20 protein-coding genes are annotated in these 26,223 nt (G+C 70.3%); 15 read left to right on the top strand and 5 right to left on the bottom strand.

Annotated features, from left to right (window positions below; all coding sequences use genetic code 11):
• Positions 1 to 97 precede the first annotated feature (97 nt).
• From ACQPYK_RS38660 to ACQPYK_RS38650, 3 genes are all read left to right on the top strand, one after another.
• Entirely contained in the window at positions 98 to 229 is a 132-nt protein-coding gene (locus ACQPYK_RS38660) for an NAD(P)H-binding protein (protein WP_433242765.1), read from the top strand.
• A 24-nt stretch (positions 230 to 253) separates the two neighbouring features.
• Positions 254 to 1,129: an SGNH/GDSL hydrolase family protein gene (locus tag ACQPYK_RS38655; RefSeq protein WP_433242762.1), complete on the top strand. Its 876-nt coding sequence runs from the start codon at positions 254 to 256 to the stop codon at positions 1,127 to 1,129.
• Between the two features lie 242 nt (positions 1,130 to 1,371).
• Positions 1,372 to 2,148: a GDSL-type esterase/lipase family protein gene (locus ACQPYK_RS38650; RefSeq protein WP_433242759.1), complete on the top strand. Its 777-nt coding sequence runs from the start codon at positions 1,372 to 1,374 to the stop codon at positions 2,146 to 2,148.
• A gap of 101 nt (positions 2,149 to 2,249) precedes the next feature.
• On the opposite strand, the gene glpK (ACQPYK_RS38645) is transcribed toward ACQPYK_RS38650, so the two are convergent.
• Both glpK (ACQPYK_RS38645) and ACQPYK_RS38640 read right to left on the bottom strand, forming a co-directional pair.
• Positions 2,250 to 3,767, bottom strand: coding sequence for a glycerol kinase GlpK (gene glpK, locus ACQPYK_RS38645; protein WP_433242756.1), 1,518 nt, complete (start codon positions 3,765 to 3,767; stop codon positions 2,250 to 2,252).
• Positions 3,768 to 3,803: 36 nt separating this feature from the next.
• Positions 3,804 to 4,571, bottom strand: coding sequence for an IclR family transcriptional regulator (locus ACQPYK_RS38640; protein ID WP_433259044.1), 768 nt, complete (start codon positions 4,569 to 4,571; stop codon positions 3,804 to 3,806).
• Positions 4,572 to 4,894: 323 nt separating this feature from the next.
• On the opposite strand from ACQPYK_RS38640, the gene ACQPYK_RS38635 reads away from it, so the two are divergent.
• Together ACQPYK_RS38635 and glpK (ACQPYK_RS38630) are read left to right on the top strand one after the other, a co-directional pair.
• On the top strand, positions 4,895 to 5,722 hold the full coding sequence (locus ACQPYK_RS38635; protein ID WP_433242753.1) for an MIP/aquaporin family protein: 828 nt from the start codon (positions 4,895 to 4,897) through the stop codon (positions 5,720 to 5,722).
• Positions 5,723 to 5,764: 42 nt separating this feature from the next.
• Positions 5,765 to 7,282 carry a glycerol kinase GlpK gene (gene glpK, locus ACQPYK_RS38630; RefSeq protein ID WP_433242750.1) on the top strand — a complete coding sequence of 506 codons (1,518 nt, stop codon included), beginning with the start codon at positions 5,765 to 5,767 and terminating at the stop codon, positions 7,280 to 7,282.
• A 218-nt stretch (positions 7,283 to 7,500) separates the two neighbouring features.
• Here the strand turns inward: glpK (ACQPYK_RS38630) and nhaA are convergent, their stop codons facing one another.
• The gene (gene nhaA / locus ACQPYK_RS38625) at positions 7,501 to 9,390 is read right to left on the bottom strand and encodes a Na+/H+ antiporter NhaA (RefSeq protein ID WP_433242747.1); all 1,890 of its coding nucleotides are present in this window, start codon (positions 9,388 to 9,390) and stop codon (positions 7,501 to 7,503) included.
• A 366-nt stretch (positions 9,391 to 9,756) separates the two neighbouring features.
• Between nhaA and ACQPYK_RS38620 the strand changes: the two genes are divergently transcribed.
• The 9 genes from ACQPYK_RS38620 (at position 9,757) to ACQPYK_RS38580 (ending at position 21,702) form a co-directional block, all read left to right on the top strand.
• Entirely contained in the window at positions 9,757 to 10,794 is a 1,038-nt protein-coding gene (locus ACQPYK_RS38620) for an ABC transporter substrate-binding protein (protein ID WP_433242744.1), read from the top strand.
• Positions 10,791 to 12,422: a sugar ABC transporter ATP-binding protein gene (locus tag ACQPYK_RS38615; protein WP_433242741.1), complete on the top strand. Its 1,632-nt coding sequence runs from the start codon at positions 10,791 to 10,793 to the stop codon at positions 12,420 to 12,422. The genes ACQPYK_RS38620 and ACQPYK_RS38615 overlap by 4 nt, the downstream gene beginning before the upstream one ends.
• 6 nt (positions 12,423 to 12,428) lie before the next feature.
• The gene (locus ACQPYK_RS38610) at positions 12,429 to 13,541 is read left to right on the top strand and encodes an ABC transporter permease (protein WP_433242738.1); all 1,113 of its coding nucleotides are present in this window, start codon (positions 12,429 to 12,431) and stop codon (positions 13,539 to 13,541) included.
• Between the two features lie 258 nt (positions 13,542 to 13,799).
• Positions 13,800 to 15,143 (top strand): ABC transporter substrate-binding protein, encoded by a 1,344-nt coding sequence (locus ACQPYK_RS38605; protein WP_433242735.1) that lies wholly within the window; start codon positions 13,800 to 13,802, stop codon positions 15,141 to 15,143.
• A 31-nt stretch (positions 15,144 to 15,174) separates the two neighbouring features.
• Positions 15,175 to 16,098: a carbohydrate ABC transporter permease gene (locus ACQPYK_RS38600; protein ID WP_433242732.1), complete on the top strand. Its 924-nt coding sequence runs from the start codon at positions 15,175 to 15,177 to the stop codon at positions 16,096 to 16,098.
• Positions 16,095 to 16,922, top strand: coding sequence for a carbohydrate ABC transporter permease (locus ACQPYK_RS38595; protein ID WP_433242729.1), 828 nt, complete (start codon positions 16,095 to 16,097; stop codon positions 16,920 to 16,922). Before ACQPYK_RS38600 ends, ACQPYK_RS38595 begins: the two co-directional genes overlap by 4 nt.
• On the top strand, positions 16,919 to 18,667 hold the full coding sequence (locus ACQPYK_RS38590; protein ID WP_433242726.1) for a glycoside hydrolase family 36 protein: 1,749 nt from the start codon (positions 16,919 to 16,921) through the stop codon (positions 18,665 to 18,667). The genes ACQPYK_RS38595 and ACQPYK_RS38590 overlap by 4 nt, the downstream gene beginning before the upstream one ends.
• On the top strand, positions 18,664 to 19,659 hold the full coding sequence (locus ACQPYK_RS38585) for a LacI family DNA-binding transcriptional regulator (RefSeq protein ID WP_433242723.1): 996 nt from the start codon (positions 18,664 to 18,666) through the stop codon (positions 19,657 to 19,659). The genes ACQPYK_RS38590 and ACQPYK_RS38585 overlap by 4 nt, the downstream gene beginning before the upstream one ends.
• Before the next feature lie 75 nt (positions 19,660 to 19,734).
• A complete protein-coding gene (locus ACQPYK_RS38580; protein ID WP_433242720.1) occupies positions 19,735 to 21,702 on the top strand; it encodes a hypothetical protein in 1,968 nt (655 codons plus the stop codon).
• Between the two features lie 121 nt (positions 21,703 to 21,823).
• Here ACQPYK_RS38580 and ACQPYK_RS38575 read toward each other — a convergent pair whose 3' ends face one another.
• Both ACQPYK_RS38575 and ACQPYK_RS38570 read right to left on the bottom strand, forming a co-directional pair.
• Complete coding sequence (locus ACQPYK_RS38575; RefSeq protein ID WP_433242717.1) at positions 21,824 to 23,035, bottom strand: cytochrome P450; 1,212 nt, start codon at positions 23,033 to 23,035, stop codon at positions 21,824 to 21,826.
• Between the two features lie 226 nt (positions 23,036 to 23,261).
• Positions 23,262 to 24,230, bottom strand: a complete 969-nt coding sequence (locus ACQPYK_RS38570; RefSeq protein WP_433242714.1) for an aldo/keto reductase — start codon at positions 24,228 to 24,230, stop codon at positions 23,262 to 23,264.
• A gap of 413 nt (positions 24,231 to 24,643) precedes the next feature.
• On the opposite strand from ACQPYK_RS38570, the gene ACQPYK_RS38565 reads away from it, so the two are divergent.
• Positions 24,644 to 26,200 carry a hypothetical protein gene (locus ACQPYK_RS38565; RefSeq protein WP_433242711.1) on the top strand — a complete coding sequence of 519 codons (1,557 nt, stop codon included), beginning with the start codon at positions 24,644 to 24,646 and terminating at the stop codon, positions 26,198 to 26,200.
• Positions 26,201 to 26,223: the final 23 nt, after the last annotated feature.

The raw sequence follows: 26,223 nt of genomic DNA, 5'->3' as shown, positions 1-26,223 counted from the left end.
TGCTCTTTCCGCTCGGTTGACGCTTGACATGGTTAGTAAACGCTCGCTAACGTCCTTCATCTAGCTAACGAGCGTTTACTAACCATGTGGAGTGTAGATGAAGCCGACCATCTTCGGGGCGACCGGCACGACCGGGCGGCACCTCGTGGACCAGGCTCTCGCCGCAGGCCATCACGTCACCGAGATCGTCCGTGACCTGGCCCGGTTGCCCCGGGCGGACCACCCATGACTTGAGCCGGTCATCGCCGATGCGATGGACGCCGACGCGATCGGCTGTCGGACCGTTCACGAAATCACCATGCGTTTTCACACATACAGGGAGAACATCATGGCCATTGCCGTCGCGCTGATCCTGCTTCTGCTGCTTGCCGGCGGACTGGGCTTCCTCATGTACCTCGCCTTCCGGCGCCGGCCCACTGGTTCACCGAAGAAGTTCCGTGCCCGGGGCCGCGGCCCGGACGCCCACACCGTCATGGTCGCTTTCGGCGACAGCATCACGCACGCCACCCTCAGCGCCGACTGGGTCGGCACGCTGCGCGACCGGCTCGGCCCCGACGGGTATGCGTTCGTCAACGCCGGCCTCAACGGCCACACCAGCGCCGACCTGCTGCGCAGACTCGATGAGGTGGTGGCCTGCCACCCGGACGCGGTGACGATCATGGTCGGCACCAACGACGTCCGCAACGGCGTACCGCTGGCGCAGTTCCGCGCCAACCTGGAAACGATCACCAGCCGATTGCTGGCCCGCACCACCGCCCGCATCGCGCTGTTGTCGGCCACGCCACTCGGCGAGAACCTGACCGGACAGGCCAACCGAACGCTCGCCGACTACAACGCCGTCGTCAAGCAGACGGCGGAACGGACGGGGGTCGATTATCTGCCGGTGCACGAGGGGATCGCTGAGCACTTCGGTCCAGGCGCCACCGCGTCGCAGTTCGCCTTCGGCTTCGGCCTGGCCTTCCGAGTAGCCGTGCGGCACTATCTGTTCCGGCGCTCGCTGGACGACATCACCCGCGGCAACGGTCTCACCATGCTCACCGACCACCTCCACCTCAGCGACCGGGCCGGCATGGTGGTGGCCGACCTTGTCGCGAACTGGCTGTGCCGCGTCCCCGCCCCCACACGTTGATCACATGTTCGGCTTGCGGGTGATCAGAGGAGGCGGGTGGGCCGACGCGAAGGAGCGAGGCGGGCCACGCCCATCCCGGGCGCGACCGAAAGCACCATCCTTACTCGTGAGTAATTAACGTGTAATGCGAGCTTGTAAATACGGTAAAACGGGCCGACATTCTGAGCAACGGAGTCGATCGGGGGAGAACCCTGGAGGCCAGCTTGAACGTCCCCCGCCGAACCCTCGCTCTCATCGCAGCAATGACGCTCCCGTTCGTCCCGGTGACAGCCGTGGCGGACACCTCGTCGGCTCCCCGGGCCATGGCCTCGATGGGCGACTCCATCACCCGCGGGTTCAACGCCTGCGGTTTCTACCTCGACTGCCCATCCCGATCCTGGTCCACCGGGACGGACTCGGGCGTCAACAGCCACTACCGGCGCCTCCTGGCCGACAACCCCTCCCTCGTCGCGCACAACGACGCCCGATCGGGCGCCAAGATCGCCGACATGGCGGGGCAGGCCCAGCAGGCGGTCTCCCAGGGGGTCGACTACGTCACGATCCTGATCGGGGCCAACGACGCCTGCACGTCGTCGGAGGCGACGATGACCTCGGTGGCCGACTTCGAGGCCAGATTCCGTACGGCGATGCACACGCTCACCGCCGGCCTGCCCGGCGCGGAGATCTTCGTCGCCAGCATTCCCGACGTCAAGCGGCTCTGGGAGGTCGGCAAGGGCAGTTCGTCCGCCCGCGCCACCTGGTCCACCCTCGGCATCTGCCAGTCGATGCTGGCCAGGGCGAGCTCCACCGACCAGGCCGACGCCGACAGACGCGACCGGGTGCGCCGGCGGGTGGCCGATTTCAACGCGGTGCTGGCCGGGGTCTGCGCCGAGCAGCTCACCTGCCGCTACGACGGCGGAGCGGTTTTCGGCTACCCGTTCGCGCTGTCCCAGCTCAGCCGTTGGGACTACTTCCACCCCAACGCCTCCGGCCAGCAACTCCTCGCCGAGGTGACCTACACGGCGGCCTTCGCGATGTGACGCCCCCGCTTCCCGAAGGAGTCCGAAGGGGTCCCGAGAGAGCGGGTTCCGGTTCGCGCCGCCGGCCGGGCCACGGCCCGGCCGGCGGCGCGAACCGATGCTCAGTGGCGGCCGGACACCGGCTTGACCCAGCCCAGGGCGCGTTCGACGGCGCGCTGCCAGTTGTCGTGCTCCACGGTGCGCAACCGCGGATCCATGCGCGGACTCCACTGCGCGGCCCGATGCCAGTTGCGCCGCAACCCTTCCAGATCCGGCCAGTAGCCCACGGCGAGGCCGGCCGCGTAGGCCGCGCCGAGGGAGACGGTCTCCACTGCCATGGGACGCACGACGGGCACGTCCAGGACGTTGGCGATGATCTGCATGAGAAGGTTGTCGGCGGTCATGCCGCCGTCGACCTTGAGCGTCCGCAACGCCAGGCCCGAGTCGGCGTTCATCGCGTCGACCACCTCCCGGGTCTGCCAGGCGGTCGCCTCCAGCACGGCCCGCGCCAGGTGACCCTTGGTGACGTAGGAGGTCAGCCCCACGATGACCCCCCGGGCCTCACTGCGCCAGTGGGGCGCGAAGAGGCCGGCGAACGCCGGGACGATGTAACAGCCCCCGTTGTCCTGCACGCTCCGGGCGAGCGTCTCGATCTCCGCCGCGCTGCTGATGAGACCGAGCCCGTCGCGGAACCACTGCACGAGCGCGCCGGTGACCGCGATCGGCCCTTCCAGCGCGTACACCGCCGGCTCCCGCTCGATCTGGTAGCCGACGGTCGTCAGCAGGCCGTGGGCCGAGCGGACCGGCGCGGTGCCCGTGTTGAGCAGCAGGAAGCTGCCGGTGCCGTAGGTGCACTTGGCCTCGCCGGAGGCGAAGCAGGTCTGCCCGAACAGCGCGGCCTGCTGGTCGCCGAGCGCGGCGGCGATGCGGACGCCGGGAAACACCCGCCGGGCCGTGCCGTACGTCTCCGCCGACGGGCGGATCCGCGGCAGCATCCGGCGAGGGACGCCGAAGAAGGCGAGAAGCTCCTCGTCCCACTCCAGGGTGGTGAGGTCCATCAACAGCGTACGGCTGGCGTTGGTGACGTCGGTGACGTGGACGCCCCCGTCGGGGCCACCGGTCAGGTTCCAGATGAGCCAGCTCTCCATCGTTCCGAAGAGCACCTCGCCACGCTCGGCGCGTTCCCGCAGGCCCGGAGTATGGTCGAGAAGCCAGCGGATGCGCGGCGCGGAGAAATAGGCGGTGAGCGGCAGGCCGCAACGCTCCGGCACCGCTTTCGCGCCGGGCAGCCGGGACAGCTCCGTCACCAGGTCGTCGGTCCGCGTGTCCTGCCACACCAGGGCCCGGCCGACGGGCACGCCGGTCCGTCTGTCCCACAGGACGGTCGTCTCCCGCTGGTTGGCGATGCCGACGGCCACCACCTGCTCGGGGCCGGCCCCGGCCTGGGCGAGCGCCTCGGGCCCGATGCGCTCCAGGTTGCGCCAGATCTCGACGGCGTCGTGCTCGACCCATCCCGGCCGCGGGAAGTGCTGCCGGTGCTCTCGCTGGGTCACCGAGACCAGGTGTCCCCGCTGGTCGAAGATGATGCACCGCGTCGACGTCGTGCCCTGATCGATGGACATCACGTAACGCGTGACCATGGCGTCCTCACCTGAACGTGGACGGCTGCGGGACGGTCAGCGCCGGGACGCCCCGAGGTCCCGGGACACGGCGCGGGCCGCGTCTCGAACATAAGCCACCAGAACCGGGTTCGGCTGCCCCTTGGCGTCACAGATCCGCTCGACGGCCCCGGAGATCCCCATGGCTCCCACCACCAGGCCGCCGTAACCCCGGATCGGCGCCGCGACGCCCGCCTCTCCCATGGCCAGCTCCTCGACCTCGGCGACCCAGCCGACCTCCCGCGCGCGGGCCAGGGCGCGGGACAGGAGCCGGGGCGCGGTGATGGTCCGGCGGGTACGGGCTTCCAGGCCGCCGGCCTGCAGGGCCGCCGCCGTCCCGGAATCGTAGGCGAGCAGTGTCTTGCCGAGCGCGGTGGCGTGCATGGGCAACAGCGATCCGACGTCGAGCGTCTGCAGGGTGTCGTCGGGCCGGAAGACATGGTGCACCACGAGGACCTGGCCGTCGAGGATCGTCCCGATCCTGACCGCCTCGCCGCTGCGCGCGGCCAGCGCGTCGGCCCAGTTGATCGCGCGCGAGCGCAGCTCGTTGACGTCGAGATAGCTGGTGCCGAGGTGGAGCAGCGCGGCTCCGAGCCGGTATTTGGCCGTCGCCTCGTCCTGCTCCACGAAACCGACGCGCTGGAGAGTGCGTACGAGGCCGTGGGCGGTGCTTCTGGCCAGGCCCAGCGAGCTGGCGATCTCACCGATGCCCAACCGGCCCGGGCTCCGGGCGAGCAGCCGCAGGATGGCGGCTCCCCGCTCAATCGACTGGACCGGGCCGGGCATGTGATCGGCGGTGAACGGGACGGCGGTCATTCGGCAATGTCGGCCCCCATCGAGAGACGGTCTCCGCTTCCCGGCGGCACCCGGGCATCCGGGCGCTGCCGCACAACCCGCCGATTTTACTATCCACCCGCATTCCTGACCAGTGTTCGACATTGTCGTCAACCTGCCGTTGACCCGCTCCTGTTTCGCGCTTAACGTCCCGAGCAGCCGAGAGGGACGCCCCCGGTGGCGATTTCCCCTCACGGCCGTCCGCTGGCACCCCGGGTTGCGCGTGGAGCCCGGACGCGGGCTTGTGACGCAGCACGGCACCGTGAGGAGAAGACATGGCGGAACGGCTGAAAGCTCGGGGACTGCTCGGCGAAATGGCCGCCGAGTTCGCGGGGACCATGATCCTGATCCTGTTCGGCGTGGGCGTCGTCGCCCAGGTCGCCGCGGCAGGGATCGGCGACCACGACAGCATCGCGTGGGCGTGGGGGCTCGGCGTCATGCTGGGCGTCTACACCGCGGGCCGGATCAGCGGCGCGCACCTCAACCCGGCGGTCACGGTCGCGCTCGCCGCGTTCAAGGGGTTCGAGTGGCGCAAGGTGCTGCCGTACTCGCTCGCGCAGACCGCGGGCGCGTTCGTCGCGGCCCTGATCGTACGGTGGAACTACAGCGAAGTGCTCACCGCGGCCGACCCCGGGCTCACGATCAAGACCCAGGGCGTCTTCTCCACGCTGCCGGGCAACGGAGCGTTGCCGGTGGGCACCTGGGGGGCGTTCCGCGACCAGGTGATCGGCACCGCCATCCTGCTGTTCCTCATCCTCGCCATCTCGGATGTGCGCAACTCGCCGCCCGGCGCCAACCTCACGCCGTTCGTGATCGGCCTGCTCGTCGTGGCGATCGGCATGGCGTGGGGCACCGACGCCGGCTACGCCATCAACCCGGCTCGTGACTTCGGACCCCGGCTCGCCTCGTTCCTCACCGGATACCAGACGGCCTGGCGAGATCAGTACGGCCAGCTCTACTTCTGGGTGCCCATCGTGGGGCCGCTGATCGGCGGACTGATCGGCGCGGCCCTCTACCAGGCCGTGGTGGCCCGCTTCCTGCCGCCCGAGCAGGAGCCCGGCGCGGGCCGGGTGCCGTCACCGGCCGACTACGAGACCGCCTGAAAGCCGTCGCCCCAAGCCGATCCTTGAAGGAGACATCACTCCATGGCTGACTTCGTCGGAGCCGTCGACCAGGGCACCACGAGCACCCGTTTCATGATCTTCGATCATGGCGGTAACGAGATCGCCCGCTACCAGCTGGAGCACGAGCAGATCCTGCCGCAGCCGGGCTGGGTGGAGCACAACCCGCTGGAGATCTGGGAGCGCACCAGGGCGGTGATCGAGACGACGCTGGCACAGGCCGATCTGAGCGCCGCCGACCTGGTCGCGCTGGGCATCACCAACCAGCGCGAGACGACCGTGGTCTGGAACCGCATCACCGGCCGGCCCTACTACAACGCCATCGTCTGGCAGGACACCCGTACCGACCGCATCGCCGCGGCGCTGGATCGCGACGGCCGCGGTGACGTCATCCGCCGCAAGGCGGGGCTGCCGCCGGCGACCTACTTCTCGGCCGGCAAGATCCAGTGGATCCTGGAGAACGTCGAGGGGGTGCGCACGGCGGCCGAGGCCGGAGAGGCGATCTTCGGCAACACCGACAGCTGGCTGCTGTGGAACTTCACCGGCGGCACCGACGGCGGCGTGCACGTCACCGATCCCACCAACGCCAGCCGGACCATGCTGATGAACCTGGAGACGCTGGAGTGGGACGAGGAACTGCTGTCGTTCTTCAACATCCCGCGCCGCATGCTGCCTGACATCCGGCCCTCCTCCAATCCCGACCTCTACGGCGTGACCCGCCGCTACGGGCCGTTGAAGGGGGAGGTTCCGCTGTCGGGGGATCTGGGCGACCAGCAGGCGGCGACCGTGGGGCAGGTGTGCTTCGAGGTCGGCGAGGCCAAGAACACCTACGGCACCGGTAACTTCCTGCTGCTGAACACCGGCACCGAGTTGGTGCGGTCGAAGAACGGTCTGCTGACCACGGTCTGCTACCAGTTCGGCGCCGAGCGGCCGGTGTACGCGCTGGAGGGGTCGATCGCGGTGACGGGGTCGGCGGTGCAGTGGCTGCGCGACCAGTTGGGCGTCATCTCCGGGGCGGCCGAGAGTGAGGCGCTGGCCCGGCAGGTCACCGACAACGGCGGGGTGTACTTCGTGCCGGCCTTTTCGGGGTTGTTCGCCCCGTACTGGCGTTCCGACGCGCGGGGCGCCATCGTGGGCCTGTCGCGGTTCAACACCAATGCCCACATCGCCCGGGCCACCCTGGAGGCGATCTGCTACCAGAGCCGTGACGTGGTCGAGGCGATGCGGCAGGACTCCGGCGTCGCCCTCGACGTCCTGAGGGTCGACGGTGGCGTCACCGCAAACGAGTTGTGCATGCAGATCCAGGCCGACATCCTCGGGGTGCCCGTCTCCAAGCCGGTGGTGGCCGAGACCACGGCGCTCGGCGCCGCCTACGCCGCCGGCCTGGCCGTCGGTTTCTGGAAGTCGACCGACGAGCTCAAGCAGAACTGGAACGAGGACCGGCGCTGGCAGCCGGAGTGGTCCGACGAGCAGCGCGCACACGGCTACGCCGGCTGGAAGAAGGCGGTCGACCGGACCCTCGACTGGGTCGACCTGTCCTGAGATCCGGACCCTCGACTGGGTCGACCTGTCCTGAGATCCGGACCCTCGACTGGGCCGACCTGTCCTGAGGTAAGGCGCGGCCCGGTGCCGGACTTCAGAGCCGCACTCGGGTGCTCGCGGTCACGGCTCGGGGCGGCACCCGGGCACCCGGGCCACGACCGGCCGTCCCCTTCGGGCACCTGGGGGCCACGACCGGCCGCTCCCTTCGGGCGCCCGGGTCACTGCTTCAGGGCCGCGCGCGCCCGGGCCGCCCGTACGGCGGCCGAGAGCGTGTCGATGTCGTAGGCGCCGTGGTGTCGCCGTCCGTTGATGAAGAACGTCGGCGTGCCCGACACCCCGCTCAGGTCGGCGGAGTCGACGTCCTCGGCGATCCGGGGGGCGCCGGTGTGCTCGTGGAGGGCGGTGCGGAACCGTTCGACGTCGAGCCCGAGGTCCTCGGCGTAGCGGATCAGGTCGGTAACCCGCAGGTCGTCCTGGTGGTCGAGCAGGAGATCGTGCATCTCCCAGAACGCTTCCTGCTCGGCCGCGGCCTCCGCCGCCTCGGCGGCGAGCTGGGCCGAGGGATGGACGTCGTGCAGGGGGAGATGCCTCCAGACGTAGCGGACGTCACCGAGGTCGGAGAGCAGCTCGCGGACGACCGGCTCGGCCTGACCGCAGTAGGGGCACTCGAAGTCGCCGTACTCGACCACGGTCAGCGGCGCGTCCCGGGGGCCGCGCAGGTGGTCGCGCTCCGGATCGACGGGCGCGGCGAGGTCGATGATGCTTTCGGAGGTGCCCAGCAGCGCCCGGATCCGGCGGCGCTTGGGCAGCATCGCGGTCACGCGGTGGACGGCCCATGTCAGGATGGGCGCGAAGAGCGCCGCGGTGAGGATGCCGAGCTTCGCCTCCTCCAGTTGCGGGCCGCGGAAGGCGAGGGTGGCGATCAGCAGGGACACGGTGAAGCCGATGCCCGCGATCGTGCCGGCGGCCGTGACGGCGGCCCAGCCGACCGGCGGGCGGACGCGGCCACGGCTCAGCCGCGTGACGAGCCAGGACGACCCGATGATCCCGATCGGCTTGCCCACGATGTAGGCCAGCAGGATCCCCAGGGTGATCGGTGAGGTGAGCGCCCGCGCCAGGAACGCGCCGCTGATCGTTATGCCCGCGTTCGAGAGGGCGAAGAGCGGCACGATCACGTAACTGGTCCACGGGTGGTAGAGCTGCTGCAGGCGCTCGTTCGGCGAGATCGTCGAGACGAGCCCCATGCTGGCCGAGCGTGCCAGCTCCGGCGTCGGCTGCTCGCGGAAGAGGCGGAACAGGTCCGTCGCGCGTTCGAGGTCGCCGCGCGCGGCCGGCGACGCGTAGGTCAGCAGCCCCATGGCCAGGCCGATGACGATGGGCTCGACGCCGGACTTGAAGAGCGCCACCCACGCCGCCGCGCCCAGCAGCGCGTAGGGCGGCCCGCGGCGCACGCCGGCCGCGCGGACGAGCAGGATCACCCCGAAGATTCCTATGGCGACCAGCAGTGCCGACGGCATGACGTGCTCGCTGTAGAAGAGCGCGATGACCCCCAGGGCGACGAGGTCGTCCACGACGGTGACCGTGAGCAGGTAGGTCCGCAGGCGCGCGGGGAAACGGGACCCGAACAGCGCGAGCATGCCGAGCGCGAACGCCGTGTCCGTCGACATCGCCGCGCCCCAGCCGTGCGCCGCAGGGGTGCCCGCGTTCATGGCGAGGTGGACGGCGACGGGCACGACCATCCCGCCGACGCCGGCGGCGAGCGGCAGCACGAGTCGCCGCCGGTCACGCAGCTCTCCCATGTCGAACTCGCGGCGCGCCTCAAGCCCGACGACGAAGAAGAAGAACGTCATCAGCCCGCTGTTCACCCAGTGGCGCAGGTCCTGGGAGACGTCGAGGACACCGGCGCGAACCGACAGCGGCATCCCCCAGACGGCCTCGTAGGACGACGGTCCGGCGTTCGCCCAGACGAGGGCGGCCAGCGTCGCGGCGAGCAGGGCCACGGCGCTGCCGGTCTCCATGCGGAGGAACTCGCGCAGCGGCGTCTTGAGACCGCCCGCCCAGGTGGTCCGACCGCACGACGGCGCCCCGGATTCCAGGTGTTCTGCCATTCCCGACGGTATCTCCTTCCCGCCGACGCGGGGCGGTCACCGGCCCCCGGCGGCCGACCCGTACGGCCTGGCCCCCCGGGAGCCGCACCGCTACCACCTGCCCTACCCGCTGAGCCGGTTCGCGCCCCCCGGTATTGCCGGCGGCTCACGAGAGTAATGACTTCTTTTCCCTTTATTAGTTTCACTGCAGCATTTACGGGGATTTGCTGGAAATAGTCGGCCATCATGGGTCTTCGTTGGATGAAAAGTTCTCCATGCGCGTCCCTCGCAGCCGACGGCAACTGCCGTCATCCATAGATCTGTGGCGGTAGCCGCCTGACAGACCTGTCGGGATCCCCCCTGAATGGTTTTCATCAGGAGGTCGTTATGGCTCGCTCACGTATCGTCTTCTCCCTTTCTCTCGTCGCGGCCATCGCGCTGGTGGCGCTCGTCCTCGGGGTGGTGGGAGGCCGGGCCACGAGCTCGGCCAGCCAGACGACGGGCGGAGGCGCGGCGGGAGCGGCGGGCGGCAAGAAGATCGATGTGATCATCAAGGCGAGCGATTCCTCGTTCTGGCAGACGATGATCGCCGGGGCGAAACAGTCGGGTGGTGACTTCGGGCTCAAGGTGAGCACCTTCGGCCCCACGTCGGAGACCAACATCGACCAGCAGGTGCAACTGGTCGAGAACTCCATCTCCCGGGGCGTCGACGGCCTCGTCATCGCGCCCAACTCCTCCAGCGCGCTGAACTCGGCGATCGACCGAGCACGCAAGGCGGGACTCAAAGTGATCACTGTGGACAGCCGCGTGACCACCGCCTCGGAGGGCTTCATCGGCACCGACAACCTCAAGGCCGGGATGCAGGCGGGCAAGCGCATGTGCGAGCTGCTCAAGGCGCGCGACAAGACGAGCGGCAGTGTCATGATCGAGTCCTCGGTGGCGGGCATCCAGTCACTGGTCGCCCGGGACACCGGCTTCAAGCAGGGCATCGCGGCCAACTGCCCGCAGGTCAAGGTGTCGCTGCAGCGTTACAACAACAACGACATCAACACCGCGGCCTCGCAGGTCAACGACGCGCTGACCGCCAACCGGGACCTGGCCGGGGTGTTCGCCGACAACAACACCTCGGGAGTGGGCGCCGCTCGGGCGATCCAGGACAACAACGCGACCGACACCGTTCCCGTCGTCGCGTTCGACTCCGACCCGCAGGAGAACGCCGCACTCGCCGCGGGCACCATCGACGCGCTCGTGGTGCAGAACCCCTACTTCTTCGGCTACCAGGGCGTCCTGGCCGCGGGCATGGCCACGGTGGGCCGTATCCCGCCGCGTGACATCGACCCCGGCGCGGTCGTCGCGGACAAGCGGAACATGAACGATCCGGACGTGAAGCAGCTGCTCAACCCGCCGACGATGAAGGCGGAATGATGAAAGAACCCGTCGTCGAACTACATGACGTGTCCAAGGCCTTCGGGCCCGTCCAGGCGCTCACCGACGTCTCTCTCCGGCTGGTCCCCGGCCAGGTGAACTGCCTGGCGGGGGAGAACGGCGCGGGGAAGTCGACGCTGATCCGGGTGCTGACGGGCGCGCTGCGCCGAGACAGCGGCTCCTACGAGATCGACGGCCGGTCGGTCACCACACCGACCCCCGCGTCGGTGCGCGCGGCCGGTGTCCAGGCCGTCTACCAGGAGCTCAGCCTCCTGCCGCATCTGTCGGTCGGAGAGAACCTGTTCATGGGGCGCCTTCCGGCCCGCACCGGGGTCATCGCCCGGGGCCGGCTGCGCTCCCGCGCCCGGGAGGCCCTCGACGAGGTCGGCCTGACGGACCTCAGCCCGGACACGATCGTGGAACGGCTTCCGGCGGCCACCCGCCAGCTCGTGGAGATCGCCAAGGTGCTGACCGCGGACTCGGTCAAGGTGATCGTGTTCGACGAGCCGACCACGGCGCTCACCGAGGCCGAGTCGGCGCGGCTCCTCGAACACATCCTGCGGCTACGCGAGCGCGGCATAGCGATGCTCTACGTGACCCACCGGCTCGAGGAGATGTTCGAGATCGGCGACTGGGTGACCGTCCTGCGGGACGGCAGCCTGTCGGAGGCCGGGCCGATCAGCGACTACGACGAGGACCGCCTGATCACCGCGATGGTCGGACGGGAGATCAGCTCGCTCTATCCGGAGACCCACCGGCACGCCGGAACACCCGCGCTGCGGGTGCGGGGACTGCGCCGGACCCAGGACTCGCCGAGCATCGACCTGGAGGTCGGATCCGGGGAGATCCTCGGCATCGGGGGCCTGCTGGGATCGGGCCGCAGCGAACTGCTGCTGTCCATCTTCGGCGCCGATCCCATCGTGGCCGGCGAGCTGGAGGTCGCGGGCAAGCCCGTGAAGCCGTCGGGGCCGCGCACGATGATGAACGCCGGAGTGGGGCTGCTCACCGAGGACCGCAAGGTGCTGGGGCTGCTGCCGGAGCTGTCGATCCGGGAGAACGTCACCATCGCCAGCCTGCGCAGCGGCTCGCGGCGCGGACTCCTGCCCGGCCGCGAGCAGGCCGAGGAAGCCGACCGGCTGCTCGACAGCCTGCGGCTGCGGGCCGGCTCCTACGAGCAGCCGGTGTCGACGCTGTCCGGCGGCAACCAGCAGAAGGTCCTGCTCGCCCGCTGGCTGCTCACCAAGCCGAAAGTCCTGATCTTCGACGAGCCGACGAAGGGCATCGACGTCGGGGCCAAGGGCGAGCTCTACGCGGTGATCGGCGACCTGGCCGCCAAGGGACTGGGGATCATCGTGGTCTCGTCCTATCTCCCGGAGTTGCTGGGACTCGCCGACCGCATCCTCGTGCTGCGTGACGGCGCGATCGCCGGCGAGCTTCCCGGAACCGCCAGTGAGGAAGACGTGCTCCGCCTGGCGAGCGGAGGCAAAGGCGCTGACGACGCCGTCTCCGGAAACGAGATCCCCACCCCCCGCGAGGGGACGCCCCCGGCACCCGTGCAGGGGACTCCGGCGACCTCCGACGCCACGGGCGCCGCCGTCTCGCCGACCCAGAAGACCGACGAGAGGTGAGCCGAGATGCCCAAGCTGATATGGCGCGAGCCCATCACCACCACGACGATCACCAGCCGGCCGCCGGCCGCCGAGGCGCCGGGGCCGGAGGCGGTGCCCAAGCCCCGTGCGGGGACGGGGGCGGAAGCGGAGGCGGTGCCCGCGCCGAAGGCCGAGGCGCCGCGACGCGTCATCACCCTGGGAGACATCGCCGGACGCGAGAGCGGGGGCCTCGTCGTGCTGCTCGTCGCGGTCGGCGCGCTCACGCTGGCCAGCGACGAGTTCCTCACCGCCAACAACCTGGCCAACCTCGCCCGGCAGGTCGCGATCTTCGGAATCATCGCGGTCGGCCAGCTCCTGGTCATCCTGACCGCCGGGATCGACCTGTCGGTGGGGTCGGTCCTCGGCCTGGCCGGCGCGTCCACCGCGCAGTTCCTGGTCGCCGGCGTGCCGATCTGGCCGGCGTTCCTGCTGGGGGTGGCGATCGGCACCGTCCTCGGGATCGTCAACGGCCTGCTGGTGACACACGCCAAGCTGCCACCGTTCATCGCGACCCTGGGCATGCTCGGCATCGCCCGGGGAATCGTGCTGGTCACCACCGACGCGCAGACCATCCAGGGCCTGCCGACCGCCTTCCAGACCATCGCCAACGGCACCGTTCTCGGCATTCCCAACCTGCTCATCATCGCCGTCGTGGTCACGGCCGTGGTGGGGTTCGTGCTCACCCGAACGGTCTTCGGCCGCTACATCTACGCCGTCGGATCGAATCCGGAGTCGGCCCGCCTGGCGGGTGTGCCGGTACGCACGGTGACGATCGCGGTCTACGCGATCTCGGGCACGCTCGCGGGACTCGGCGGGGTGTTGCTCGCCTCCCGGCTGGGAGCGGGCATCCCGACCGCCGGCACGGGCTTCGAGCTCAACGCGATCGCCGCCTGCGTCATCGGAGGCGCGAGCCTGTTCGGCGCGAAGGGCAGCGCGCTGGGCGCCGCCACCGGAGCGTTGATCATGGGTGTCCTCAACAACGGCGGGAACCTGCTGGCGATCAACGCCTTCTACCTCCAGATCGCCATCGGCGTGCTCATCCTCGTCGCGGTCGGGTTCGACCAGCTGAACACCAGGAGGGCGGCCACGAGCAGCTGAGCGGGGTCATCCGTTCCCGCGCCGGGCTCACCGGGACATGGGTGAAAGCGCAGGTTCACCCTCCCCGGCGGGCCGGTTCACCCTCCCGGCGGGCTCGGCAAGGCGGGGAGGGGGTCGCGGAGTACGTTCTCCGCGAGGTTGCGAGATGGCAGTCACGGCTTACTGAAATCTTTCGTTGAGATATTGCAAGTACGCGAACCGCGAAGATAAGGTTCCGGCGTGTCAAGCCAATCCCGCACACCCCCCAGGAGGCCGGACATGGCCCACCTTGACCGCCGCCGTTTCCTCCAGCTCGGCGCCCTGGCAGCCGGGAGCACAGTCCTCACCGCCTGCGGCGCGGGCTCCACGGCCGCCCCCGCGCCCGTCGGTCCGACCGGCACCGCCGCCACCGGTGACATCACCGTGTGGAGCTGGCAGGGTCCCGCCGCGACGATGAAGGCGTTGGTGCCCGAGTTCACGAAGGAATTCCCCGGGATCAAGGTCGACGTCCAGGACATCGGCAACCCGGCCATCTGGGACAAGATCACTACGGGTCTCGCGTCCGGCGGCCAGGGGCTGGGCGACGTGCTTCACATCGGCGTCGACTACCTGCCCGCCTATATCGAGAAGTTCCCGGACGGCCTGGCCGACCTCGTGCCGCTCGGCGCGGACAAGCACAAGGGCAAGTTCGCCCAGGGCATGTGGGAGACGGTGAGCCGTGACGGCAAGGTCTACGCCCTGCCGTGGGAGGCGAACTCGGCCGGCTTCTACTACCGGGCCGACCTGTTCGAGAAGGCCGGCGTCGACGTCGAGGCCCTGCGGACCTGGGACGAGGTCATCGAGGCGGGCATCGAACTCAAGGAGAAGACCGGCGTCCGGCTGATCGGCATCGACAAGCCGGCATCGGTGGGCGACTCGGCCGGCTTCTTCCAGACGCTCCTGCAGCTCCAGGACAGCTTCTACTTCGACATACAGGGCAACATCACGCTCGACACGCCCCAGGCGGTCACCGCCATGACGATCATCAAGAAGCTGAACGACGCGGGCCTGGTGGCCGACACCGCGGGCGGCTGGAACGCGATGATCAGCTCGATCAAGAAGGGCGCCGTCGCGGTGCAGGCGATGCCGACCTGGTTCGGCGGCATCATCGAGGAGACCGTGCCCGACGAGAAGGGCAAGTGGAAGGTCCGTCTCCCTCCGGCGGTCACTGCCGGCGGCAAGGTCTCCGCGACCGTCAACTCCACCCACCTGGCCGTCGCCAACACCAGCAAGGCCAAGGCCGCCGCGTTCGCCTTCGCGGAGTATGTGCTGACCAGGCCGGAGTCGCAGGTGAAGATCTACAAGGAGAAGGGCATCGCGCCCGCCCTCCTGGCCGCCTACGACGACCCGATCTTCCACGAGGAGTCGGCGTTCTTCAGCGGCCAGAAGAAGGGGGAGATCTTCCTCGACGCCCTCAATCAGCCGTCCTACGTGACGAACTACACCGCCGACTACTCCCGCGCGCTGAAGGCCGTCACCGACGCGCAGAGCAAGGTGCTGCTCAAGGGCGCGGACCCGGCCGCGGTCCTCAAGGAGGCCGCGGACCTGATCGCCCAGCAGACCGGTCGTAAGGTCCTGCGATGACGGCGGGAACGCCGAAACGGAGGAGCGATCGGTGAGTGCGGTGGTCTCCGAACGCGTCACCGCCGGGGCGCCCGCCAGGCCGCCCCGGCGGGCGCGCCACTCGGGAGCCAGGAGCGCCCCCTACCTGTTCGTGCTGCCGGCGCTCGCCCTTTTCGCGATCTTCAAGCTGTATCCGATCGCCTGGTCGTTCTGGCTGAGCCTCTTCCGGACCGACGGGGCGCTGCAGACCTTCGCCGGGACGGCCAACTACGAGCGACTCGTCAAGGACCCGCTGTTCTGGACCGCGTTGCGCAACACCGGCGTCATCCTCGTCGTCCAGGTGCCCCTGATGCTGGCCCTCGCGATCGGCCTGGCCGTGGCGTTCAGCTCGGTGCTGCTGAGGTTTCGCGCCTTCATACGGCTCGGCTTCTTCCTGCCGATGGTGACCGGGCTCGTGGCGTACGGCGTCCTCTTCGCCGTCCTGCTCAACCCGCAGTCCGGCCTGGTCAACTGGTTCCTCGGGCTCGCCGGCGTCCCCGCGGTGCCGTGGCTGACCGACACGCTCTGGGCGCGGATCGCCCTGGGCCTCGCCCTCACCTGGCACTACACCGGCTACAACGCGATGATCTTCCTGTCCAGGCTGCAGGCGCTGTCCAAGGACCACTACGACGCGGCGGCCGTGGACGGGGCGAACGCGTGGAAGAGGTTCAGGCACGTGACCCTGCCGGGGTTGCGGCCGGTCGTCCTGCTGGCGCTGGTCATGTCCACGATCGGCACGCTGCAGCTGTTCGACGAGCCGTACGTCCTCACCAACGGCGGCCCGGACAACAGCACGCTGACCCTGGGGCTCTACCTCTACAACAACGGTTTCCGGTTCTTCGACTTCGGCTACGCCTCGGCCATCGCCTACGCACTGGCCGTGATCATCGGGATCCTCGGCATCGTGCAGTTCCGTTTCCTGGGAGACAAGTCGTGAACCGCAGGAACGCGGCGGGCAGCGTCATGCTGACCTCGTCGCTGTTGATCGCCGTCGTCGTGGTGCTGGTGCCGTTCTACTGGCTGATCGTCGCCAGCACGCACAGCACGAACGAGGTCTTCGACAGTCCGCCGCCGCTGCTGCCGGGTGGCCACCTGCTGGAGAATCTCGCCAACCTGGAGGCCGGCATCGGCTTCAGCGGGGTGGTGCTCAACTCGGTGCTGATCTCCACGATCTACACGGTGCTGGCCGGCCTGGTGTGCACGATGGCGGGGTACGGCTTCGCCAAGTACGACTTCCGCGGCAAGGAGGTCCTCTTCGGCCTGCTGATGCTCGGCCTCGTCATTCCCAGCCAGGTCACGCTCGTGCCGTTGTTCAAGATGATGCTGGCGTTCGGCTGGCTCAACACCTACCAGGCGATCGTGCTGCCCAACCTGGCGTTGCCGTTCGGCATCTTCCTGATGCGGCAGTCGATGTCCGCGCTACCGGACGAACTGCTGTCCGCGGGCCGGGTCGACGGCTGCGGGGAGCTGCGGCTGTTCGTCCGCGTGGTGCTGCCGCCGATGCGGCCGGCTCTCGCCGCGCTGGGCATCTACCTGTTCCTCTACCAGTGGAACGACTTCGTCTGGCCCCTGATCGCGCTGCGGACGCAGAACGCCTACACGATCCCGCTCGCGATCGCCTCCCTGCAGGGCGCCACCGAGACCGACTACGGCCAGATCCTCGCCGGAACGGCCGTCGCCGCGCTCCCGATGGCCCTGCTCTTCCTTCTGCTTCAACGACATTTCGTATCCGGACTTCTCGCAGGAGCGGTAAAAGAGTGAGCGTCACGATCGCCGGGCTCGCGCCCGCCCCAACCGAGCACCTGCTCGACGACGTACGGCTGGCCGTCCTGACGCATGCGCCGGGCGCGTCGGCGAGCTGGGAGCTGACCACGCAGCAGGACGGTCCCGACCTGCTGGAGATCCACTCCGAGGGGGAGACGGAGATCCGGCTCTCGGTCCCGCTGGGCGACGCGGTGGGCTTCTGGCACCCCACCCGCTCCTGGAGCCGCCCGCTCGTCGCCGACTGGGCCGGCCTGGCGCACGTGTCGCTGGTCCAGGGGGGCGCCGCGGGCTGCCTGTACGACAGCGCCGGTCGCTCGATGCTCGCCTTCGCCGCCGTCGATTCGGTGCCGGAGGTCGTGATGCGCTTCGGCGTCTCCGAGGAGACCAAGACCTTCGTCGTGCACCTGACCGTGCCCGCGAGCGCCTCGCCGTACAAGATGATCTTCTCCAGGACGGCTCCGTCGGTCGCGGCGGCGATGCGCGGGCTGCGGACCTGGCTGGGAGCGGGGCTGGCGCCCGTGCCCGAGGCCGCGCGGCTGCCGGTCTACTCCACCTGGTACAGCTTCACCCAGGACGTCGAGGAGTCGGCCGTCGAGGCCGAGGCGGCGCTGGCGGCGGAGCTGGGCTGCGGCGTGATCATCATCGACGACGGATGGCAGGAGCTGGGGAACGGGCGAGGCTATCCGGGCGTAGGGGACTGGCGTCCAGACACCACGAAATTTCCAGACCTTGCGAGACACGTCGCCCGAGTTCGGGAGTTCGGGCTGAAGTATCTCCTCTGGATCGCCCCGCTGCTGCTGGGCCCGGAAGCCGAATGCTTCCCGGAGCTGTCGCCCTACGCTCCGGCTCCGGCCGGTGTGCCGGGCGCGCAGGTGCTCGACCCGCGCAGGCCCGAGGTCAGGCGGCACGTGGTCGAGCTGTGCACCTCGCTGGTCGCCGACTACGGGCTCGACGGGCTCAAGCTCGACTTCCTGGACGAGGTCATGGTCTACGCGGGCACGCCCGCGCATGACGCGGACATCACCGACGTCGGCACCGCCATGCACGTGCTGCTGACCGAGCTTCAGGCAGCGCTCGAAGCCATCCGGCCCGACGTGCTGATCGAGCTGCGCCAGCCGTACGTCGGGCCGGGCATGGCACCCTTCGGCAACATGCTCCGGGCCGACGACTGCCCGGTCGACGCGACCGCCAACCGGGTCCGCACGATCGACGTCGGCCTGCTCTCCGTGCGCGGGGCCGTCCACGCCGACATGCTGATGTGGGACCCCGAAGGGGAGGCGCGGAGTGCCGCCCGCCAGCTCATCGGCCCGCTGCACGCCGTGCCCCAGATCTCCGCGAGGCTCGCCGGGCTCAGCGAGGAGCATCGGCGGATGGTGGCGTTCTGGCTCGGCCAGTGGCGCAGGCTGCGGCCTCTCCTGCTCGACGGCGAGGTGGAGCCGGGCCGTCCGGACGAGCTGTACCCGGTCATCACGGCGTCACGGGGGGCCGACTGCGTGATCACTGTCAGCGCCGACCGGGTGGCCGTGCTGGACACCGCGCGGCACCGGCGGATCACGCTCGTCAACGGCACCGCCGCGGGATACCTGGTCCTCGATGTCACGGGACCGGGAATCTCGGTGGAGCAGACCGTCTACGACGCGGCCGGATCTATGATCGAGCGGGCCGAGCGACGGTTCGAGCCCGGTCTGTGCACGCTGGCCGTCCCGCCATCGGGGCTGGCGATTCTGGAGGAGACCCAGTGAAGATCGGCATCACCGAGGTGGCGGCGCGGGCCGAGGTGAGCGAGGCCACCGTGAGCCGGGTCATCAACCGCCGCTCCGGTGTCTCCGCCAAGACTCGCGAGGTCGTCGAGCGGGCCATGGCCGAGCTCGGCTACGAGCGCTCCACCCGGGGGCAGATCGTCGCGGTGATCACCCCGTGGCTGTCCAACCCGTTCTTCGCCGACGTCGCGGAGCTGATCGAGGCCGCGCTGGCGCCGCACGGGCTCAAGGGAGTGCTCTGTCCCGCCCTGCCGGGCGGCATCCAGGAACGCGAGTTCGTGACCGCGCTGGCCGACCACGGTGTCGCCGGGGTGGTCTTCCTGTCGGCCAGCAACACGGTCGAGAACGCCGACCCGGAGACGTACAACGTGCTGGCCGCGCGGCGGATCCCGTTCGTGGGGGTCAACGGCGGTTTCGAGGGGCACGACGCGCCGGTCTTCTCCACGGACGACCACCTCGCCGCCGAGCTGGCCGTGGAGCATCTGTTCGCGCTGGGGCACCGCAGGATCGGCATGGCCGCCGGTCCCGTCGGCAACCGGCCCGCCGATCGCCGGGTCGAGGGCTTCCTCGCCGCGCTGGAGCGGCGCGGGGTGGAAGACCCGGACCAGTGGGTGGTCCGGCAGTACTACACGATCGAAGGTGGCCAATCGGCCACGTCCACCCTGCTCAGGCAGGATGTCACCGCGATCGTCGCGGCCAGCGACTTCATGGCGCTCGGGGCGATACGAGGCGTGCGCAGGGAGGGCCTGTCGGTGCCCGGCGACGTCTCGGTCGTGGGTTACGACGGTTCCACGATCATGGAGTTCGTCGACCCGCCGCTGACCACGGTCCGGCAGCCCGTCGACCGTCTGGCCAAGGAAGTGGCCCGGAGCGTGGTCGCCCTGGTGAGCAACCGCGAGGTGCCGTCGGGCGAACTGCTGTTCAACCCGGAGCTGGTGGTGCGGGCGTCGACGGCGCCGCCGCGCTCCACCTGATTTCCTGAAATTTCGCCTCATCCAACCGTTAGCGCCCCGGAAATTCATCCGATCACCCCCTGAATCGGGAGACACATGAGGTACATCGTCTTGTCCACCCTGCTCGGCTCCTCCCTGCTCGCCGCCACGGCGCTGACCCCGGCCCAGGCCGCGCCGGGCGCCCCGCTCGTCGTGGTCAATCCCGGATTCGAGAAGGGGGTCGAAGGCTGGACGTTCACCCCCGGAACCGGAGTCGCCACCAACCTGCCGCACGGCGGCGCCAAACTGATCTACCTCGACTCCGGAGCGGGCAAGAGCGTCAGCCAGACCGTCGTCGTCCCCACCACGGGCCGCTACTCCGTTTCCGCCTGGATCGCCACCGGTGGCCCGGGAGGCACCTTCACCGTGCTGCGCAACGGCCGTGTAGCCGACACTGCGGCCGGCACTGCCGCCGGCACCATGACCCTGCCCGCCCGCTCCACCTACACCCGCTACACCATCTCCGACGTGGAGCTCGCCAAGGGCGACCAGCTGGGCATCGTGTTCGGCTCCGGCTCCGGCTGGGTGAACGCCGACGACGTGATGATCTCGCCCGTAGCGGCCGCCGGCCCCCGCGTGAGCTCGTCCAACACCGAGATCGTGGAGATGTTCGACTGGGCCAAGGCCAAGGCGGGCAGCTGGGTGCACCAGAGCGGCGCCCCGGGCCCGCTCAACGTCGACGAGCGCCAGCCCGGCGGCACCGGCGAGGGCACCTACGCCTCCACCTACTGGGCCGGATACGCCCACCGCAGCGGCTACTACTCCCGCGACTTCGCCCACCAGCTGGCCGGAGCGCACATCCTCGGCCTGGCCGCCGAGAACAAGACGATGCTCCGCTCCTTCGCCGCCTCCGCCACCGAGGAGCACAAGTACTACCCGGTGTGGGCGGTCAACTTCGACGCCTCCACCAACCTCTCCATCGACTACCGGAGCCCGACCAACTTCGTACGCGAGGTGCCGGCCACGTTCGAGCTGGTCGAGAAGGCCAACCACGCGTTCCGCTGGAGCGGCGACCGCGCCTACCTCGACGACCCCGTGTTCTGGGACTACTACAGGCACGCCACCAAGGAGTTCGTCGAGCTGCACGACGGCACCGTCCCCAACGGGCCCGTCAAGGTCGCCGAGGGCACCGGCAGAGGCATCTTCCAGGGGACGGCCAGCTACAACGAGGACGGCGAGCCACTGGCCGAGGCCGGTGACGGGATCGGCTCGCAGTACCAGGCGTACAAGGCGCTGGCCGACCTCGCCGCCCACAAGGGAGAGCTGAAACTGGCGGCGGAGTACGCGGCCAAGGCACGCGATCTCAAGCGCTACTTCAACGACACCTGGAGCAGGAAGCCCGGCAGCGCCGACCTCGTCCGCGCCTACACCGTCGACGGCACGCCGCTGACCGGCTTCGGCAAGGAGAACAGCTGGTTCATGCCGATGAAGGGGATCATCGACGCGGGCCCGCGCAACGACGCCTACCTCGATTTCATCGACACCGAGGCCTCCGGCCCGGAGGGGCCGAGCAACATCGAGGCGTTCACGTACCTGCCCGACACGTTCTTCAGGCACAACCGCAACGAGACGGCGTGGAAGTGGATGAAGAACGTCTACGACAGGCGCGAGGGCAGGCATGTCGTCAGCCGCCAGGGGCTCAACGGCGACTATCCCGAGGTGTCGTTCACCCTGGTCAGCCAGACGGTCGAGGGGCTGATGGGCATCCAGCCCGACGCCCCGCGGCGCACCGTCGCCACCCAGTCGCGGCTGCCCGCCGACATCGGCTGGCTGGAGGTGGCCGACGTGCCGGTCGGGGACGGCAAGGTGACGGTCCGGCACGACGGCCAGACCTCGACCACGTTCACGAACGGCTCCGGCCACCAGACCTTCTGGGAGGCGCGTTTCCCGGGCAGGCACCGCTGGCTGAAGGTCGACGGGCACCGCAGGATCGGCGTGCCCCGGGTGATCGACGGCGTCGACTACACCGTCGCGGTGGTGCCTCTGCGCGCAGCCCAGACCGCCACGGTCGAGATCGCCGACTGACCACGTCCGCCGCCGCCCCGCCGTACCGGCCTCCCGGCTTCCGGGATCGGCACGGCGGGGACCTCCTGACGACCAACGCCCGCTACTCGTGGTCGGCGGCGTGCCCGGGGTTCTCCGGCCGCTACCAGGTGACCGGGATGCGGGTGAACCCTCCGGTGAGAGAGGCCTCGCGCTGCACCAGCTCCTCGACGGGCACGGCGAGGGCCAGCGTGGGGAAACGGCGGAACAGGGTGCCGAACACCGTCCGCAGCTCCACCCGGGCCAGGCTCGCCCCGATGCAGTAGCGGCCCGCGTAGCCGAACGCGAGATGCGGGTCGCCCAGGTCGCGGCCGATGTCGAAACGGTCGGGGTCGGGGAAGGCCCGCTCGTCGCGGTTGGCCGCCGTCGCGGCGATGAGCACCGCCTCACCGCGCTTGATGGTCACCCCGCCGATGCTCACGTCCTCGTGGGCGTATCGGGGCAGGCCGTGGTTGCCCGGCGCGGCCACCCGCAGGATCTCCTCCGTCGCCGCGCCCGCCAGCGACGGGTCGGCGAGCAGGGCGTCACGCTGCGCCGGGTTGGCGAGCAGCAGCAGCACGCCGTAGTCGATCCGGTTGACCGTCGTCTCATGTCCGGCGAACAGCAGTCCCGCGGCGAGCTCGGCGATCTCCTCGTCGGGCGCGTCCATGGTGGCCATGTCGGAGAACACGTCGTTGGCGGGGTGCGCCCGCTTGTCGGCGAGGATGCCGCGGGTGTAGTCGGCGAGCTCGGCCATCGCCGCCTCGGAGCGCTCCCGGTCGCTCAGGTCCGTCATCGCGTCGGCCAGCTTCCTGAAGTGCTCGCGGTCGCCGTACGGCACGCCGAGCAGCTCGCAGATCACCAGCACGGGCAGCGGCACGGAGAACTCCTGCCGCAGGTCCACCGGGGACGGTAGCTCGGCCATGTGATCCAGCAGGCCGTCGACGAGCCGCTGGACATGCGGTTCGAGAGCGCTCATCCGGCGGGCGGAGAAGGCCGGGGCCAGCATCCGGCGCATCCGCTCGTGCTCGGTCTTCTCCGTCTCGATGTCGCCGCGCGGGCCGCCGATCAGGGGCGAGGCGGAGATCCGGGCGGCCCGCTCCGGGTCGGGCGCCGAGCGGCCGAGACGCTGGTCGGCGAAGGCCTGCCTGGCCTCCTCGTAGCCGGACACCAGCCAGGCGACGTCGCCCGCCTGCGTCCGGACCCGGGTCACCGGCCTGACGCTCCGCAGCGCGCCGTACATCTCCGGAACCGTCAGCGGGTCGTCGCGGGTGAACGGCAGTCTCGGCAGGTCGTCATCGGTGTGGCCGGTGTGTTCGGTGATGTGGTCGTCCATGGCCGGGAGGCACCCCCAAGGCTCGACGGCAGGGCCATTCTCGAACGTGTCATCTACCGGAGGATTCGGCAAGACGGCACGGCCTTCGAGATGCGCGGACCGCTCCCTTCGTCACCGGTCCCGGCACGGGGGGTTCCCGGCCGTGCGCGAAGGGTGTCTTCGGCGCGCAGGCCGAGCCGGTCCCCGAGCGCCTCCCGCATGGTCTCGCGGAGTCGCCGGGCGGTGGTCAGCCCCAGGCGAGCGTGCCGCGTTCGGCCCAGTAGGCGTCGGGGTCCTCGGCCAGTCCGGCGAGCCGCTCGTCGAGCTCCGCGTTCCATCCGGCCCAGATCGCGCCCAGGTTGTCGTGCAGCTGCCCGGCCGACACCGCGCCGCTCAGCACCACCGCGGCCCACGGCCGGGCGAGCACGGCCGCGAGCGCGAGCGCGTCCGGCGTCACCCCCCGCTCCCGCGCGGCGGACATGAGCGGGTCGGGCGCCGCGCGGGCGGTCAGCCGGCCGTTCGCCACCCCCTCTTTGACGATCACGCCCATCCCCGCCTCGTGCGCCCGGGCGAGCGCCTCGCCGGCCGAACGCTCCAGCAGGTTCCAGGTGGACTGCACCGTGTCGAACACGCCGGTCTCGATCGCTCGCACGATGGCGTCGGCCTGCCGCGGCCCGGTCGTGCTGAGCCCGATCGCGACGCCCTCGGCCCGCAACGCGCGCAGCTCGCCGAGCACGTCGTCGTCTTCGAACACGCCGCTGTCGACCGTCGCCGAATGGATCTGGTAGAGCGACAGATGCCCGCCGAGCAGCCCGCGCGTCTGGTCCAGCTGGCGGCGGAGCCGCCCGGCCGACAGCTCCTTCACCTCGTGCTGCTCGGCGTCCATCCGCCAGTCGCCCACGTAGGCGTATCCCCACTTCGAGCCGACCACCGCCGCGCCCGGGGCGATGCCGTGCTCATGCAGCCATCCGGCGAGGAACTCCTCCGCGCGCCCGTACGAACGCGCCGTGTCGAAGTAGCGCACGCCCGCCGCCCACGCCGCGTCGAGCACGGCCCAGGTCCGTGACCGCATCGCGGCGACCCCGCGGTCGTCGCCGAGATCCTCCTCGCGGCCGAGTGTGATGTAGGCGGGACGGCCCAGCGCGGCGAGGCCGAGACCGAGCGGCGTCACCGCCAGACCGGTACGGCCCAGCGGGCGCGAGACGAGTGCTGTCACGTCCTCAACATAACCAACGGCACCCGGTGGCCTCAGGAGGCGGGCGGCCGTGGGGCGCGCGGCGCGTGGCCGCCCGCGGGGTGAGCGTGGAGACCTGCGAGAGGGCCCTGACCGCGATCGCTCCGGTGAGGAATCCGCCCGCCGCGGCCGCGAACGCGTCGGGCGCCGCCTCGTGAACGCTGTGACCAGCGTCGATGATGATCGGCTCGGCATCATCGATGATCTCCGTTTAGGGTGGGCATCGCGCCGATGCCGCGCCACGCCGCCGACGACCCGGCCGCCTCTCCCCTGAGATCGGCGACGGTGACGGCTCGGCGGGAGCCGGTCATGCGGCGCGTCCGGTGACCGCGCCGGCTCATGTCCGGCTGCCGCGGTGCCGCGGCCATCGCAGGAGTCCCTTGGAGGTTCGGCAGGTGTCGACGTCGGCTCAGCCTGTCCCGCACCCCCCGGCGAAGGACCCGGCGGACGCCGCCGGGTCACGGCGCGCGCGGTTCGCCGGGCGGGCGGGACTCGCCATGATCGGGATCGCCCTCGCCGTCATGCTGGGCGTCGCCTTCCTCGGGCCGTCCGCGGCGGTGCCCGAGCTCGGCGGCGGTGACCCGCCCTGGTCCTTGCGGGCCGGCCCCTCCGACACGCCGGTGATCCTGTCGTGCTGGGCGGCCGTCATCGCCGGCGGCCTGGGCGTGGGCGCCGGGCTGTACGCGCTGCGCCGGGGGTGGCGTCCCGCGCGGGGGATCCTGCCCGCCGGCACGGTGGTCGCCGTCCTCGTCCTCACGCTCGTGCCGCCCGCCGGGTCGACGGACGTGCTCAACTACGCGGTCTACGGGCGCATCGCCGCCCTCGGGCACGACCCGTATGTGATGACCCCGGCGTGGCTGCACAACATGGGGGACCCGGTCGGCGAGTTCGCCCCGCTGGCGTGGCGCCGAGCCCCCTCGGTGTACGGGCCGCTGGCCACCTGGGCGCAGACGGCCGGTTCGTGGCTGGGCGGCGGGACGATGGCCGGCACCGTCCTCGCACTCAAGATCATGATCGGTCTGGCGTTCCTGCTGTCCGCTCTCATGCTCGACCGGCTGGCGGGACCGGACCGCGGTCGGCGGGTCCGCGTCCACCTGCTGTGGAGTCTCAACCCGCTGATGCTGTGGCACGTGGTGCTGGGCGGGCACATCGACGGCCTGGGGGTGTTCTTCCTCGTCGCGGCCTTCCTCGCGCTGCGCAGGGGCGGTGCGGTGGCGGGGCTGTCGGCGGGGGTGCTGCTCGGCGCGGCGGCCGCGGTCAAGGCGCCGTTCGTCCTCGCCGGCGCCGGTCTGGCCTGGGCGGCCCGCCGGCCGGCGGCCACCTTCCCGGCGATGGCCGCGGGCGTGTCCGCGATCCTGGCCGCGGCGTACGTGACGCAGGGGCCGGCGGCGTTCGGGAACGTGGTAGGCAAGATCGGTTCTCGCTCGCTGGCGGATCCGTGGCGTGTGATCACCGACCCGCTGGGCCTGGGGGCGCAGTCGTCGGTGCTGGAAGGGCGGCTCGCCCTCGGCGCCGCCCTCCTCATCGGTCTCCTGCTGTGCCGGCGGCTTCCCCCGGGACCGTCCGGCCTCGACTCCGTACGGCCGGCGCTGGCGTGGTGCCTGTGCTGGCTGCTCACCTCTCCGGTGCAGCACCCCTGGTACGACGCCATGCTGTTCCCGCTGCTGGCCCTCATGCCGGCCGGCCGCCTCGACGGGCTGCTGATCGCCCGGGGGATCGTGACCACCCTCATCTATCTGCCCGGCGCCTCCGGTCTCCTGCAGCCCACCGCGCTGACCGGGTGGATCCTGGAGATCTACCGTCCGTGGGTCGCTCCGCTGGCGGCCGACCTCATCATCGTCTGCGTCATCGCGCTGAGCCTCGCCGGCGCCCTCGGCTTCCGGCCGGCGTCGCCACGCGACTTCTCCCCGCGTTCATCGGGGCTTCAACATCAGGACGCGGAGCGTCGATAGCTTTCGGGTCCTGTCTCCTGGTC

It is taken from the genome of Streptosporangium sp. CA-135522 (genome assembly GCF_050949235.1).
Classification (GTDB): Bacteria; Actinomycetota; Actinomycetes; order Streptosporangiales; family Streptosporangiaceae; genus Streptosporangium.
Note: the sequence above shows the minus strand (reverse complement) of the source record. Positions and strands in the feature narration are given on the sequence as shown.